The sequence below is a fragment of the Chloroflexus sp. genome (assembly GCF_056331925.1).
Genome location: NZ_JBWGQH010000010.1, coordinates 65,632 through 81,991, shown reverse-complemented (window position 1 = coordinate 81,991; position 16,360 = coordinate 65,632). Strand labels below are relative to the sequence as shown.

Here is a 16,360-nt window from a genome sequence, read left to right as displayed (position 1 = left end):
GCAGTATGCGTCACTTGATCTGGCTACTCACCCTGTTCCTCCTGGCCGGTTGCCAGAGCGTGGTGAATGGCCGTCAATGGATTGAGACCGATTCGCCGGTAGCGTTTCGTTTGGGAACGCAGGTTTATACGGTTGCCGATGTCAATAATGAAATAAAACGTGCCATCGGTGATGGAATAGCCAATGCATTGGCCTCCGGCCAGACCCGTGAGCAGATCGAGCAAATTGTGGTCGAGAACGATCTGCGCCGACAGATCTTTGAGCAGATGATCCAGAATGAGCTGCTGCTGTACTACGCCCGCCAGCATGGGATTGGTGTCGATCCGGTGGCTCTTGATGCGGTGGTATTTAATCGGATAGCGAACAATGCCACGCCGGCAGAAGTGCTCGATCAGCGCAGTGTGTTAGCCCGTGAGCAGATCGTGTTGGAAATCATTGCTCGCAATACCCGCGCCGATATGGCCCATGCGCGCCATATTCTGGTCAATGATGAAGCTGCAGCGCAGGCGATCCTTGCCGAACTGCAAAGTGGCGCCGATTTTGCTACACTCGCGGCAACTCGTTCGCGCGACACAGCATCGGCAACGAACGGTGGTGATTTGGGTTGGGCCACGCGGGGTGATTTTGTACCGGCGTTTGAAGAAGCTATCTTTACACTACCACTCAATACACCACAGATCGTGCAGACCGATTTCGGTTTTCATGTCGTCGAGGTATTGGACCGCGAACTCCAACGTCCCTTCGATACGTTTGAACAATTGCGGGTTCGTCAGAATGCCGGCCAATTTTATCAGGAAACCTTTGTACCGTGGTACGAGGAGTTGCGCCGTGAGTTTGAATTGAGTGGGGAACTACAGATCGCCGATGGCTTTGATCCAAACGCCTTACCGATCCCGTTCCCTGAGACACCATGAGTACCACACTACATACTGTCCTTAACCTTGCGGTAAGTCAGGGCCTGATCGACCCAGCGGCATTACAGGTGTGGTCAGTTGAGTGGTTGCTTCAACCACCACCCCGGCCAACAGCAACCAAGGTGTTACCATGGGTAGAACAGCAAGGTTTGGGCAGCTATCAACCGGTACACTTGCCATACCCCCTGGCAACACATATCCCGGCTCTGATCTGGGGTGAACCGGCCACTCGCAATCTGACCGCACTGGCTACCCTTTTGGCTGAACGTTACCCGACCAATCATCGGTTGGTCGTGTTGACCGCGCCAGAGGGGAATACAATACCGTTGACCGTAGCCGAACTCGCCACGGCAGTATTACCACCGACTGAAGCGTTTGGGATGGTCGTTCCGGCATTGTCCCTCGCCGAAGACCGACGAAGCATTGACCGATTGCGGTGGGTGATCGGTCGTCTACTCGGCCCGGACGGGTGCCCATGGGATGTACGTCAGACCCATCAGAGCCTACGAAGCGCTCTCCTCGAAGAGGTATATGAAGCGCTAGAAGCCATCGACAGCGGCGACATGCGTCATCTCTGCGAAGAGCTTGGTGATGTACTGATGCAGGTATTCGTACATAGTGAAATGGCCCGACAAGCTGGCCATTTTACCCTAGAAGCAGTTGTTCAGCACGTCACCGATAAACTGATCTTTCGCCACCCGCACGTCTTCGGCACAACCGGTGTGACCGATACCGGTGAAGTTCTACAGAACTGGGATGCGTTAAAGGCTCAAGAATTGGCTGCTAAAGGCCAAGTACATAGCAGTGTCCTCGATGGTATTCCGTCAGCATTACCAGCACTGGCCACTGCACAGACGCTGGCGCGTAAGGCAATCCGAGCTGGGTTTACGTGGACAACGGTTGAGCAAGTCTGGGCCAAAATTGTCGAAGAACTAGCCGAGTTACGCGAAACTGATGATAGTGCGGCCCAGCAGAGGGAACTCGGCGATCTGCTGTTCGCGCTGACCATACTGGCCCATTGGCTCCAACTCGATGCAGAAGCGGCCCTGCGCGAAGCAAACTTGCGGTTTAAACAACGGTTTCAGCAGGTTGAACAGATGGCTGCGCGTTCTGGCCGCAACCTACGTGATTGCACACTCGATGAACTGATCGCATGGTGGACGGCAGCAAAGATGATGAGTAACGAACCCACCGATGGCACCACCAATTCCGCTGTATCGTAACGATATTGTCCAGTTACGCAAACCGCATGCTTGCGGTGGTGATACGTGGCGAATTGTGCGGCTAGGAGCCGACATCGGCCTGCGCTGCGAGACATGCGGACGGCGAGTATTGTTGCCGCGAGCCGAACTCGAACGGCGAATCAAACGCTTTGTAGCACGTGGTGTTGATGAATAACGACACCTTTGGCGGGACGAGAGAGATTGTCCTTATGATAGTATCATAGCCGCTCAACATTCCATTAGTACTTCCTTCCTGCTCATTGATAGAACTAGTCAGCTTCATAGTATGCAAGGTCGCATGGTTCAACATCGGTTATTTCCATACCCAATCCCTCGATGGTGGTCGGTGTGGCGGTACTTCATCATCGGATTACTCTGGTCAGCATTCGTCACCGGTATAACAGCACAGTCAATTCAGCCAATCTACGTTACCGAATACGAGGGTGTCCTGAGTAGCTATGCCGCCGGATATTTGCGGCGTGCCTTGCACGAAGCCGAGGCTGCGAATGCCCAGGTCATCGTGATGCAACTGACGCCAAACGGCGCCGTTCTCGAAGAGGTGCGCAAACTTGCAAACGATATTGCCAATGCGCGTGTACCGGTGGTGGTGTACATCAATCCGTCCGGCCACGATGCCGGCGCTGCCGGTTCGTGGTTATTGCCGGCAGCGCACATCGCGGCGATGGCACCGGATAGTCGGTTTGGCCTTGCCACCCCCCTCTTCGTACCGACAATGGGTATGAGCAATGACACCCAAGAATTGTTGTTAAACGAGCAGTTACAGCAATTCGAGGCATGGGGCCAGGCCCACAACCGAAATGTTGATTGGGCCGATACCGCCTTACGGAGCGGTTTTATTGCCACAGCAGCCCAAGCCATCGAGGCACAACCGCCGATTATCGATCTGGTGGCCCGTGACCGTACCGAATTGTTGCAACGCCTGGAAGGCCGGGTAGTGACATTGGCCGATGGACGGCAGATCACCTTGGCAACACTCGGCGCCCGCCCCTTTGTCGTCGAAGTCAATCTTCTCGAAGCCTTTCTGCTCATACTCGCCAACCCGACCGTTGTCTTCTTATTATTGATCATGGCAGGGCTTGCCTTCTACGCCGAGTTTCTCAGCCCAACTATCGGTATCCTGGCCGGTCTCGGTGTGCTATTGCTTATTGGCGCAATTATCGGTATGATCGCATTGCCGGTGCAATGGCTCAGCGTGTTAGGCATTCTCATCGCATTCGGCCTCATTGCAGCCGATCTCTTCGTGCCATCGCATGGCACGCTGACCGTCATTGGGGTGGGCATTATGATCGCCAGCGCATTAACGCTGTTCGACGCGACCCAAGCCCCGGGTGTGGCCGTGGCGCTGTGGGTGATCATCTTAGTTGCGATGATCATTGCAATCTTCGCCGTGACCGGGGTGTGGCTGGCACTGCGGTCGCGTAACCGACCGGTTACGACCGGGCAGGAAGGATTAATCGGACGACTGGCTGAGGTACGACAGCGCCTCGATCCAGAAGGGATGGTATTTGTTGAGGGTGCATTGTGGCGAGCGGTATGCGAAAATGGTACCGCAGAAGCAGGTGAATGGGTACGTGTGACCGGAATCTATGCCTTGCGCTTAACGGTGCGGCGGATTGAACCATCTGAAGTATCGTCGCCATCATAGAAACAACGGTTGGGGTTGGAAGTCGGCATCCAACATATTTTGGTTGCATCACGGAAAGGGAGTGATATGAGCGGCTTCACATTCTTCTTGTTCGCTTGTCTGGCAGTTTTGGCCTTCATTGCGTTAATGATCTTGCTCTCGGCGATCAAGATCGTTCCCGAATACGAGCGTGGAGTTATCTTTCGATTGGGTCGGCTAATGGGGCCACGCGGGCCGGGAATCTTTTTTGTGATCCCGATCTTCGAGCGTATGGTGCGGGTTGATATGCGCGTTATTACAATGGACGTGCCGGTCCAAGAGGTGATTACGCTCGATAACGTGACCATTAAGGTCAATGCCGTCCTCTATTTTCAAGTGATCAATCCGAATTGGGCGGTCACGAAAGTGATGGACTACATCCGCGCCACGATGCAAATCGCCCAAACAACCTTGCGCAGCGTTGTTGGTCAGGTCGAGCTTGATGAACTGCTGGCGCAACGCGAGAAGATCAACCAAAAACTTCAGCAGATCATCGACGAACAGACCGAACCTTGGGGGATCAAGGTAACGATTGTCGAAGTAAAAGACGTCGAGTTGCCGCAGAACATGCAACGGGCAATGGCACGCCAAGCAGAAGCCGAACGTGAAAAGCGTGCCAAGTTGATCCACGCTGATGGCGAATTGCAAGCGTCGCGTACCCTGGCCGAAGCGGCGCGCGTGTTAGCCAGCGAGCCGGTCACGTTGCAACTACGGTATCTGCAAACCTTGACCGAAATCGCCACCGAGAAGAACAGCACGATTATCTTCCCGCTCCCGATTGAGCTGCTCAAGACCTTTTTGGCGCCGCAGTCGGTCAATAATGATGTGGTACGCTCATCAGATTAGGGTGGGTAGCACGATGCTCATGGTATGGTAGCCCGCACGAGCGTCGTACAGTAGTTGTGGGGCAGAGGTTGTCATCTGCCCCACACCATACACCGGCTATCGCCGAGCGATGATTGCAATACTCGCAACAAGCAACGCCGCACCAACAATACCGGTAGCGGTAAAGCGCTCGCCGAGCAAGAGCATCGCCAACAATGCCGAGCCGAGCGGCTCGAGCAGCGAAATAGTGGCTGCCGTCGTCGCCCGCACCGTGCGCATACCGCGTACATAGAGTGCATACGCTAAAGCGGTCGGGACTACACTCAGGTAGCCTAACACCAACCAGCCCAATGGCGGATAATCAATCGCCAAACCGGTAGATAGGGCAGCGGGCAGTAACAACAACGCTCCAAGGGTAAACGACAACGCAACCGGCACGACCGGATGGTAATCAGCAGCGACCAGTCGTGCGCCCAACACCACCAGACTGTACGAAAAGCCGGCGGTCAGTGCCAACGCAGCCCCTACCAGCCAATCGTTCGTGGAGTGTACTTGTGGCACACCACCGGCCAACAGACCTGCGCCAATCACCGCACCGCCAATCGCCAGCCCGGTGCTCGCTCGCAACCGCTCGCCGAGAAAAGCCCGGGCAAGCAGCGCAGTGAAGATCGGTGCACTACAGATATTGATCAAGACGGCTGCTGCCACACCGAGATACGGAATTGCGGCAAAGTAGGCCACCTGATAACCGGCGAACGCACCACCGATTAGGGCCAGTACCCAACGATGGCGTGGTTTGATGCGAAAGGCCTGTGGCCCAGCAAGCATACGTGCAGTGATCAACAACACCGGCGCCGACAGCAGCAAACGAAGGAAACCTATCGAAAGCGAATTGGTTTCGGTCAAGCGATAGAGCCACCCAACCGCCACACCGATGGTCCCCCACGATAACGCAGCGATAACTACCATCGCAATATCGAAGGGACGTTGGGCTTCATTAAGCGTAGACATAGCATCCTGATTTCTTGCAGAAAACCGTTCAACGGCGTACATTCGTGACAATCGGAGAGGCGGGTTGCAACCCGCCTCTCACGGTACGCAACAGATGTCACTCACAGCGAGCGACTCATTTCGTCAGCTCAGCCCACATACCCCTGTAACAGCTCAACCAACAACCGTACACCAACCCCAGTCGCCCCACGTGCTTGATAAGCGCGCGACGGCTTCTCAACCCACGCGGTACCGGCAATATCGAGGTGCGCCCACGGATAATCACCGACAAAAGCGGCCAGAAAACCGGCAGCCGTAATCGCGCCGCCGTAACGCCCACCGGTATTTTTGAGATCGGCAATGTCACTCTTCATCGCATCACGGTACTCATCCCAGAGCGGCAACTGCCAAACGCGCTCGGCAGTCGCTTCACCGGCAGCAATGAGCCGATTTGCCAATTCTTGATTGTTCCCCATCAAACCAATCGCATGCGAGCCAAGGGCCACCATGATCGCACCGGTCAGGGTTGCCAGATCAACAATCGCCGCCGGCTGATAGCGTTGTGCGTAAAAGAGGCCGTCTGCTAACACGATCCGACCTTCAGCATCAGTATTAAGCACCTCAACCGTCTTACCACTGAGGGTGCGAATAATATCACCGGGACGATAAGCGGTACCGCTCGGCATATTCTCGGCAGCACAAACAATACCAACCACATGCAACGGTAACTGTAATTCGGCTACCGCTTGCATGGCGCCGAAAACTGCCGCCGCACCACTCATATCCATCTTCATATCGTCCATCTTCTCGGCCGGTTTGATGCTGATACCACCGGTATCGAAGGTTATACCCTTACCGACGAGACAAATGGTTGGACCTTGCCCGCCAGTACCATATTCCATCACGATAAAGCGTGGTTCGTTGGCCGATCCTTGCCCAACGGCGAGAATACCGCCAAAACCTTGTTCGATCAACTGTGCTCTATCCAGCACAGTGACCTGCAAACCAAGACGAGCACCCATCTCAACAGCAGTCTGACCCAGAAATGCCGGTGTCACCTCATTACCGGGACCGTTCGCGAGATCGCGGGCAAACGTCGTCGCCCGCGCCAATATCTGACCACGCCGTACCCCCTCGACGGCTTCTGGCGCATCAGAACCAGCTTGCAAGATAGCCGTAATCTCCGGCGTCTCCTCCCGGTCACTCTTATAGCGTGTATATCGGTACGACCCCAGAATGCTACCCTCGGCAAAAGCTACACCAAACTGTTGTGGTGTCAATGGCAGATGACCATTGTAGCCCAGATGATAACTCGACACCTTCAATTCTTGCGCCCGTTGGGCCGCAATGGCTGCCGCTTGCCGCACTGTGTCGGCAGTAATACCCGAACGCTTCCCCATCCCGATCAGCAACAACCGCCGCGCCGGCAACGCTCCGCGTGGGTAGAGTAACGTTTGCTGCTTCCAGCGTCCGTTGGCATCGTTAGGTTCGCATAACGCAGTAACTTCCGCAGGTAATGTTTCGTCCTCGGCGTACAGCAAAACGGCTAACTCCGTCTCGGTAGCCAACAATTCACCGCTCTGAACTTCACATTCCATAAGAACCTCGGAATACCTGATGTGTCATATTTTGCAGGACTTTTATTGTACGTTCAAGCCAGCAGACCGTCAAATCCGACCGCATACTCAGGAAATAACGTGCCTTACGTTTCACATCCGTAGGGTTGCCATCTGCACTATGGTACAATAGCCGCATTTAGGAAAGTTGTGTAGGGGGCCATCATGACACCCATTATCCAACTTGGCATTGGTGGCGTCGGACGAGCTTTAGCACGACAAATAGTAGCCGTCGCGCCTGCCATTCGCCGACGCTATGGCATAGATCTACGCTACATAGCGATTGCTGATAGTCGCGGTATCATTGCCGGTGATCCGACGGTGAGAGAAGAACAAGTACATCAAATCCTCGCCGTAAAAGAAGCCGGTTATGGGCTTGATAGGATGACTAATGCGATCACCGATCGGCACTGGATCGAGTTACTCCCTGCGACAATAGCAATCGTTGTTGATGTCACGGCAACGAGTGAACATACCGCGCCATTGGCCGCAGCCGTCTCGGCGGGTCATCGCGTTGTATTGGCCAATAAACGCCCACTATGTGATGAGTACGATCTGTTTACCGCGCTCACCGAACGTGGTGCAACCCGCTACGAAGCGACGGTTGGGGCCGGTTTGCCGGTTATTGGGGTATTACAGGGCTTGCTCGACACCGGTGATGATGTACTGCGGATCGAAGCGGCCTTGAGTGGTACCCTCGGCTTTCTGATGAGCGCGTTAGAAGAGGGTAGCAGTTTTGCCGAAGCGGTACGGAAAGCGCACGCACTCGGCTACACCGAGCCGGATCCGCGGGATGACCTAAGCGGGGCTGATGTGGCACGTAAGGCGCTGATTTTGGCCCGTACTTGTGGCATCCCCGTACCGGCTGACGCGGTGAGTGCTGAATCGCTCTTCCCACCCCAGCTCGCAACGGTCAGTGTGGCAGAGTTCTTGCAACGCTTGCCTGAAGCCGAGGAATCTGTTATGGAACGCTTTGCCGCGGCCCGCGCCGCTGGCAACGTCTTGCGGTATATCACGCGCATCACGCCGGACAACATCGAGGTGGGGTTGCGCGAGTTGCCCGCCGATCATCCGCTCGCCGGTCTGCGTGGCCCCGACAATATGATCAGCTTCACCACCCGACGTTACCACGACCGACCAATGGTGATCCGCGGGCCAGGTGCAGGGGTTGAAGTGACGGCAACCGGTGTGTTGAGCGATATTATTGCGACAGCTCGAGAACTGTGATAGCGCAAACTGTCGTCTTGGTTTCAGTTATCCGCGATGCGCCACCGGTCGGTCTGTATCACCACCTCAACGGCAACGCACCGCCGATCACTGTTCTCATGAAGCCTGTACCTACTGGCTACGATGGACAAATGTACGGGATGATGGTGGCGCGTGCCTTATCCAAGCCGATTTGTGTTGATGAAGATGTCGTGACACAGATTGCGAAAAGAACGGTGAAATGCCGTGCGCGTTGCGATTACGCTCATGAGGAAGAGACATCTGCATCGATCTGACCCACCACGAATGACAAAACTGCTTGGCGAACGTAGAACAATGGGTAACGGCCTACGTTCATCGCGTAATTACCAAACGACCCACTTGTTTGGCAGTGTATTATCGAGGTCGGCAAACAGCGTCACGATCCATGCTCCAGCGCAGATTATATCTCCGACGCGGATTGGCAGATCGTCAGGACTGTTGCCTTCACCGATAACTCCGTTAGCGCCGAACTATATGATCAAAACATCATGTTACATCTCTTGAGTTTTATAACGCAGCGTGTTACACTATAACGCATAGCGGCATGCACCTCGCTCCCCACCAAATGTAAGGAGTCTTGCGATGAGGCACGAACATTCCCCGGCAGGGTTACCTCACTATGATCTGTACATCAACGGTGCATGGCAGCCGGCGAGCAGTGGACAGACCTTTACCGTCTTCGATCCGGCCAACGGCCAGCCATTAGCAACCTGCGCCAGTGCTAGCCCCACCGATGTTGATCGGGCCGTCGCCGCTGCCCGATCGGCATTTGACCACGGCCCGTGGCCGCATACCAGCCCAGCGCGTCGGGCCGAGATTTTGCATGCGCTGGCCGACGCACTCGAAGCGCGTAATTTTGAATTAGCCGAGATTGAATCACATGACGCCGGTGTGCCACTCCGCAAAACGACGTACAACGATATTACCCTTGGTATCGAGATTTTGCGTGGCTGTGCCGAGATGGCTCGCAAGCATCCCTACGAACCGTTACCGTGGAACGACTTGCCGAGTGTTTCGTGGAACTTTGTCTGGCGGGAACCGATCGGCGTCTGTGCCCAGATTATTCCGTGGAATTATGCCTTCTGTATGGCGGCTTGGAAACTCGGTCCGGCACTGGCCACCGGCAATACGGTTGTCTTTAAGCCGTCGTCGCTCGCACCGTTAAGTACATTGGCTATCGTTCAAGCGATCCACGAGCTGAACCTTCTGCCGAAAGGGGTGGTCAATCTCGTCCTCGGTCCCGGCGGCGAAGTTGGTGAGTATCTGGTCGCCCACCCAGATGTCGATAAAGTCGCGTTTACCGGTAGCACTGAAGTCGGGCGCAAAATTATGGCGCTTGCCGCTCCTCATATCAAGCGGGTGACGCTTGAATTAGGTGGCAAGAACGCAATGATCATTCTCCCCGATGCCGATCTTGATCTGGTCGTCGATGGTGTGCTGTGGGGTGCGTTTTATCACAGTGGTCAATTGTGCGAAGCCGGTTCGCGTCTGCTCGTTCCCCACGCCCTCCACGATACGCTCGTCTCCCGATTGGTGGAACGAGTGCGCACTATGCGGATCGGTGATCCGATGAATCTTGAAACTGACATCGGCCCACTGATCAGTGAACAACAACGTGCGAAGGTCGAGCGCTATATTGCCATCGGTCGCGAAGAAGGAGCAACGGTGGTCATCGGTGGCGGTAGGCCGCTGGGCGAAGCATATGCCAACGGCTATTATGTCGAGCCGACTATTTTCACCAATGTGCGGCCAGAGATGCGAATTGCGCGAGAAGAGATCTTTGGGCCGGTGTTGGCCGTCATAGCGTATGAAGAGGTGAGTGAAGCAATCAAGATCGCCAACGACAGTATCTACGGTCTCGCCGCCTCAGTGTGGTCACGCGATCTCCAGCAAGCTCTGGCCGTGGCCAAACGCATTCGCGCCGGCACGGTCTGGATCAACGAACATCACGTCCTCAACCCTCAGGCGCCGTTTGGCGGGTACCGTCAGAGCGGGTTTGGCCGCGAGATGGGGCGTTACGGCCTCGATGAGTACACTGAAGTCAAGCATATTCATGTTGACCTGATGCAGCGCCGACAGGGCAGGTTATGGTGGGACACCCTCTTGCCTGAATAGTAGATGACGATGGCCTGGTGCAAAGATGCTCAGGGTGCGTATACCATCCTGCTGTCTTTCCTCACATCTTTGCACTGGCTATCCAGTAACCACCGGCTTCTATGACAACCGATATTACGATCAATCTTCAACCACACCATCTCACGCTCGCCGAGGCGATGCGCACGATTATCGCCTTCGATGGTGAGGGACGGCCAATTGTCGCGTTTCGCAACGGTACGAATTATGTGCGTGGGCTTAGTGGTGATGTGCTGCTGAAACGGACGATTGCTCCCGGTCAGAAGGAACGACGCAAGCTATCCGCAGACGAGCGACAAGCGATCTTGGCCGAGCTATTGCACGATGCCAATCGGATGATCGATCAGATAGCGGCAACAGCACCACCGGAAGCTCATGACCGGTTTATGCGCATCCGGCGGTGGGATGTAGCCAGCTTGGAAGCGGAACGAAAACGATTCCGTACCATCTACAAACGGATCAGCATTGTGCCGCCCGATCAATACCGTGCGCTTGTCTTGCAGGCTACCGAAGGATGTAGTTGGAATCGCTGCCATTTTTGCACGTTCTACCGTGATCGACCATTCCGAATCCACACGCCAGACACATTTCGTGAGCATATCCGACAGGTGAAGGCATTTGTCGGCGCCGGTCTCGGCTTGCGGATGGCAATCTTTCTCGGTGATGCTAATGCACTGATTACTCCTCAGCCGCGACTACGGTCGTTACTACAGGTAGTTCATGAAGAGTTCGCGATTGGGCCAACAGCCCCTTTGAAGGGTATCTATGCCTTCCTCGACATTTTTGGGGCCGAACGGAAGACGCTGACCGATTATCGTGAGTTGGCCGATACTGGTGTGCGCCGGATCTATCTTGGTCTTGAAAGTGGTGATGATACCGTATTCCATCAGCTCAACAAGCCCGGCTCACCGGCTGAAGCTATCGAGGTTGTGCAAACGATCAAAGCCGCCGGGATTGCGGTCGGTGTGATCCTCCTCGCCGGGGCCGGTGGCAGTCGCTTCGCTGCCGATCATGTCCAACACTCCATCAATGTTATTGCCGCGATGAACCTCGGCCCAGACGATATTGTCTACCTCTCACCATTGATTGTTACTCCTGATAGTCCTTATCTTGATCAGTTACGCGAATCTGGTAGCCAACCACTTGATACAGCGGAGATTACGAAGCAGGTACAGACGCTCAAACAGAGCTTGCGCACGGTTGTTGCCCCCGGCACAAAGGTAGTGCTCTATCATATCGAAGAGTTTGTGTATTAGCGTGGCATGCAACCGCACGATACCGCACAATCTTACCTAATCTCAACCTTTTAGATAGACACCGCTCTGTTATAATTGAGAATAAGTACCATACTCATACTATGGGTTTTGATGATCGGTGTCATTCAACAGGAGCGGTAATTTGATGTCTGACCAAGCATCTTTTCAGCTCGATCCCGATCAGATTAGAAGCTATCTCGGGGCAGACCAAGCCGATTCCTTGTTGCGTGGTACGATGCGACCGCACGAACTCTATGCGGTTTGTGCGCGGCTCGCAAATATTCAATACGCGCTTAGTACCTATCTACCACATCGGTTAGTAGTACACCGTCTCGCCACGACCGACAACCGACCTTGGATCGAATGGGTTGAAGGCACCTTACTCTTTGTCGACGTCAGCGGTTCCACTGCATTAGCCGAACGACTCAGCAGCCTTGGCCGCGAAGGTGTTGAGATTGTCACCGAGACGCTCAACACCTATTTTGGAGGCTTAATTCGCCGTATCCAACAAGCCGGCGGTGATCTTATCACCTTCGGTGGAGATGCCTTATTGGTGCTCTTTACCGACGACGATCATGCTTACACCGCAACTATTGTTGCCCGTGATATGTTGCACGCACAAGCCGGCTTTACCCGCGAAGTTCCGGGCATTGGCGTCTTCCCACTGACAATGCACATTGGGATCGAGAGTGGCCGGGTGGCGCTGGTCAACGCCGGTCGAGACGAAACCATGCGGTATAGCGCGATGGGAACCTGTGTCGAACGAGTGGCCCACGCCGAGGAGTTGAGTAGCAGTGGCGAAATCGTCGTCGGGCCGCAGGCGTGGCAACGGCTGACTGGACGCGCCCAAGGTGAGTCAATTACCGAAGGTTACATCAAATTAACAGCCATCAGCGGAACTGCAGTATCCGTTGCTTTGCCGCACTACGATGTGCCACCACCTTCCCACGACACTGCGCTCCGCCTGTTGTGGAATATCGAACGGCTACGACCATATCTACCACCGATTTTGGTGGATCGGATCATTACCCATCCTCGTCAACCCCACCTCGAAGCCGATCTCAGGCCGGTGTCAATCCTGTTTGCGCAAATTGATGGGCTAGCCGAACTCATCGAAACCCTCCCGGCAGAAAGCGCAGCGCACGTCATCGATACGGTCTGGCGTGTCGGATTCACGGCTGTGGAGCAGTATGGTGGCTATGTCAATAAAATCGATGTCTCGACCGAAGGGATTAAGCTCCTCGTCATCTTTGGTGCGCCGGTGGCCCAAGAAGATCATAGCGAGCGCGCAGCACGGTCTGCCCTCGAACTTCGACGTGCATTTACAGCCCTCACCCAAGCGCATCCCGCCGGCATCTCGCTTGATCATCTACGCTTACGGATCGGCTTAAACAGCGGGATTGTGTTTGCCGGCAACGTGGGCGATATCGATCGCAAGGAATATACGGTGATGGGAGATGCCGTCAATGTAGCGGCACGTGTTATGGCTCACAGTGACTGGGGCGAAATTCGTGTGACAACACCGTTCGCCGTTGCCACCGGCACGGTTATGGTCTTCACCGATGCGCGCACGGTGAGTGTACGTGGCAAACGCGAACCGCTTGAATTACTCAGGCTCGAGGATGTCCGGCATGTCCAAACCCCAGAAGTCCAGCGACCACTGGTGGGGCGGCGCCACGAGTTGGCATGGCTACGCGAGCGGCTCGCGTTGGCGTTAACCGGTCTTGGCCGGGTAGTGCGCATCAGCGGCGATGCCGGCATCGGTAAAACCCGACTAGCCGCTGAACTGCTGGTCAGCGGCGTTCCTCGCGAAACCCGGATAGTGACGGTACGCTGCCTCTCATACCAGCAAAATAAACCGTATGCACCGTGGAGTGATGCGCTGCAAGCGTTGTGTACGATTCCGGCAGACGCCGATCAGGCAACCCGTGCCGCTCAATTGCGTCAGGCATTGGCTACTGCCGGTATTGCCGACGATTGGACACCACTTGTCGCCGATCTGGTTAAGCTCGATGTTGACAACAATGTGATCACGGGCGCGCTCGATCCGCAGCAACGGCAAGAGCGACGGTTTGAAGTGATCCGGGCTATCATCCACGCACGAGCTGCACCACACGGTCTGATTCTCGTCTTCGACAATTTACAGTGGGCCGACCGAATTTCGCTTGATCTCTGGCGGTTTCTGGCCAATTCGATTGCTCAGGTCCCCATTTTGCTCCTTGGCTTACATCGCGACTCATTAGAATGGAACGGTGATCCACTCGCAGACGGTGCGGAAGTTCTTGCCCTAACTGAGCTACCGGCTGCCGATAGTGCCGCGTTGATTGCCGCAATTCCGGCAAGCACGCGCATCGATCCAGAACTGCAAGCCCAGATTATCGCTCGTGCTGCCGGCAATCCACTCTTTATCGAAGAGCTGGTACGCACCGTGTACCAAGATAATGCTAATCTCGATCAACTACCCGACAGCCTCAATGGTCTGCTGATGGCCCGTCTTGATCAGCTCGATGAACGATCTCGCTCCTTGCTCCGCGTAGCGGCAGTCGTTGGTCAACGTTTTCCCTTACCCGTTGTGCAATCGGTATATGACGAAGATACTCGACAACTCATCGAGCGTATCAATCAGCTTGATGCGCAAGAGCTGACCCTACTCGAGCATGAAACACCCGAGCGAGTACATAGTTTCCGGCACGCTCTGCTACACGAAGTAACGTACCAGAGTATGCTCTTCTCGCGCCGACGCGAATTGCACCGTCAGATTGGCGAGTATCTCGAAAAACGGTACGCCCGTGAACTGAGTGGGTTACGCCAAGAATTTGCGGCCACCCGCCAATATCGATATGTTCAGATCGGCCGTAACGGAATGTTTATGTCACGTACTGCACGGGCGATTGTTGGCCCGATTTTCCTCCTCGCTCACCACTACCGACTAAGTGATACCCCCGACCGTGCGGTCCAGTATTTACTCATAGCCGGTCATCTATCGCGCGATGAGTATGCGAATGAACAAGCAATGACGTACTACCGTTGGGCCATCGACATCCTGGGCGATCGTGGTGATGATGCACGGCTCTGGGAAGCGATGGAAGCCCTCGGTGACATCCAAGCGGCGATTGGTCACTATGATGAGGCCCAACAGACTTACCAACGCCTGTTCACGATCGGTGGTGAGCACTTACCGCCTGTTGTCCAAGCCGAGGTTTTGCGATCGTGGGGAGCAGCGCTAGAGAAACAGGGGCGCTATCACGAAGCGCTCGAACGTCTACGTAAAGCTGAGGTAATCGCGAGTGCAGATATTAATCATACGCCACCCCTCCTCCTAGCAGCAATTGCAGCCGACATCGCCCAAACCCTTACCCGTCTTGCACTGTTCGACGAAGCATTGGCGATGTGTGAGGCCGGCTTAGCGCGTATCCGCAACGATCAACGGAGCATCGAAGACGAACGGATTACTGCCGAACTACAACAGCAATTAGGCATGATTCACGGCATGCGCGGCCATTACGATCTAGCGCGCTACCATTTCTTGAATGCATTGAGCGTACAAGAGGCCATCGATGACCTTTACGGCTGTGCGCGTACCCACAACAACCTCGGCTATCTGGCGCAGTTACAGAGCGATTATGTTGCAGCAGTTAATCATTATCGGCGAGCAGAAGAGTTGGCGCGGAAGATAAGCGCGAAATATGCCCTTTCCAGCGTGTTGCTGAATGAGGCATATGCTTACTACCGTTTAGCTAAGTTCGATTTGGCCGAAGAATCTTGTCGGAATGCGCTCGCGTTATGCGAAGAAATGGGTGACCGATTAGGTGTGGCACAAGCCAATGATACATTGGGCATTATCAGTTATGCGCGTGGTAACTATCAGCATGCGCTTCACGTGTATCAGCAAGCCCTTACGATCTATACCGAGCAACAAAGCACCTATCAATACGGTAACACGCTCGCGTTAGCGGCTGTGGCCGCCACTGCCAACGCTGATCCGGATAAAGGACTAGCGTATGCGCGAGAAGCCTACCAGATCGGCGAACAGATTCAGGTACCGCAGCTCATTGTCGAAGCGCACTGTGCGATGGCTGAAGCGCTGTTAGCACAAGCTCGCCGGCGCCACGACAGCGATATGCGCATGGCACTCTTGCATCAAGCTGCCGATCACGCCAACCACGCCGCAACCCTTGCCGAACAGATCGGTAGTCGGCTCGATCAGGCAGTAGCACTGCGCTTACGCGGCGAAATCGCCGCTGAACGCGACGAACCGTTTAGCGACTATTTCCACCGCGCACTTGACATCTTGAGCGCGATAAACTCTCGCTTTGAGCATGCGTGTACTGCGGCCCGCTTTGGACTGGCACTGAATCACCGAAACTTGGCCGAAGCTACTACGTATTTAGAATATGCCAACAGAGAATTGGCCCTTATCGACGCCAACGGTGAACTCCACCGACTGGCTACGCAACTTGGAGAGGTGTAA

Annotated in this window: 11 protein-coding genes; 9 read left to right on the top strand and 2 right to left on the bottom strand. The window is 54.9% G+C overall.

The genetic code is table 11. From position 1 onward, the window contains the following. Nucleotides 1-5 precede the first annotated feature (5 nt). The 5 genes from AC01ZF_RS07175 to AC01ZF_RS07155 all read left to right on the top strand — a co-directional run bounded on the left by AC01ZF_RS07175 (nt 6) and on the right by AC01ZF_RS07155 (nt 4,667). Nucleotides 6-914, top strand: a complete 909-nt coding sequence (locus AC01ZF_RS07175; protein ID WP_424674931.1) for a peptidylprolyl isomerase — start codon at nt 6-8, stop codon at nt 912-914. Further along, nucleotides 911-2,137: a nucleoside triphosphate pyrophosphohydrolase gene (mazG, locus tag AC01ZF_RS07170; protein WP_424674932.1), complete on the top strand. Its 1,227-nt coding sequence runs from the start codon at nt 911-913 to the stop codon at nt 2,135-2,137. The genes AC01ZF_RS07175 and mazG overlap by 4 nt, the downstream gene beginning before the upstream one ends. Next, nucleotides 2,109-2,312, top strand: a complete 204-nt coding sequence (locus AC01ZF_RS07165) for a DUF951 domain-containing protein (RefSeq protein ID WP_424674933.1) — start codon at nt 2,109-2,111, stop codon at nt 2,310-2,312. The genes mazG and AC01ZF_RS07165 overlap by 29 nt, the downstream gene beginning before the upstream one ends. A 171-nt stretch (nt 2,313-2,483) precedes the next feature. Further along, nucleotides 2,484-3,803, top strand: a complete 1,320-nt coding sequence (locus tag AC01ZF_RS07160) for an NfeD family protein (RefSeq protein ID WP_424674934.1) — start codon at nt 2,484-2,486, stop codon at nt 3,801-3,803. 66 nt (nt 3,804-3,869) lie between these two features. Further along, complete coding sequence (locus tag AC01ZF_RS07155; RefSeq protein WP_424674935.1) at nt 3,870-4,667, top strand: slipin family protein; 798 nt, start codon at nt 3,870-3,872, stop codon at nt 4,665-4,667. A gap of 96 nt (nt 4,668-4,763) precedes the next feature. On the opposite strand, the gene AC01ZF_RS07150 is transcribed toward AC01ZF_RS07155, so the two are convergent. Continuing rightward, entirely contained in the window at nt 4,764-5,657 is an 894-nt protein-coding gene (locus AC01ZF_RS07150; RefSeq protein ID WP_424674936.1) for a DMT family transporter, read from the bottom strand. A 128-nt stretch (nt 5,658-5,785) separates the two neighbouring features. Next, the gene (locus tag AC01ZF_RS07145) at nt 5,786-7,234 is read right to left on the bottom strand and encodes a leucyl aminopeptidase (RefSeq protein WP_424674937.1); all 1,449 of its coding nucleotides are present in this window, start codon (nt 7,232-7,234) and stop codon (nt 5,786-5,788) included. Between the two features lie 183 nt (nt 7,235-7,417). Between AC01ZF_RS07145 and AC01ZF_RS07140 the strand changes: the two genes are divergently transcribed. The 4 genes from AC01ZF_RS07140 to AC01ZF_RS07125 all read left to right on the top strand — a co-directional run bounded on the left by AC01ZF_RS07140 (nt 7,418) and on the right by AC01ZF_RS07125 (nt 16,360). Then, nucleotides 7,418-8,479, top strand: a complete 1,062-nt coding sequence (locus AC01ZF_RS07140) for a homoserine dehydrogenase family protein (protein WP_424674938.1) — start codon at nt 7,418-7,420, stop codon at nt 8,477-8,479. Between the two features lie 603 nt (nt 8,480-9,082). Further along, nucleotides 9,083-10,615 carry an aldehyde dehydrogenase family protein gene (locus tag AC01ZF_RS07135; protein WP_424674940.1) on the top strand — a complete coding sequence of 511 codons (1,533 nt, stop codon included), beginning with the start codon at nt 9,083-9,085 and terminating at the stop codon, nt 10,613-10,615. Nucleotides 10,616-10,716: 101 nt separating this feature from the next. Then, nucleotides 10,717-11,889, top strand: coding sequence for a radical SAM protein (locus tag AC01ZF_RS07130; protein ID WP_424674941.1), 1,173 nt, complete (start codon nt 10,717-10,719; stop codon nt 11,887-11,889). Between the two features lie 145 nt (nt 11,890-12,034). Further along, nucleotides 12,035-16,360, top strand: a complete 4,326-nt coding sequence (locus AC01ZF_RS07125; RefSeq protein ID WP_476575238.1) for an adenylate/guanylate cyclase domain-containing protein — start codon at nt 12,035-12,037, stop codon at nt 16,358-16,360.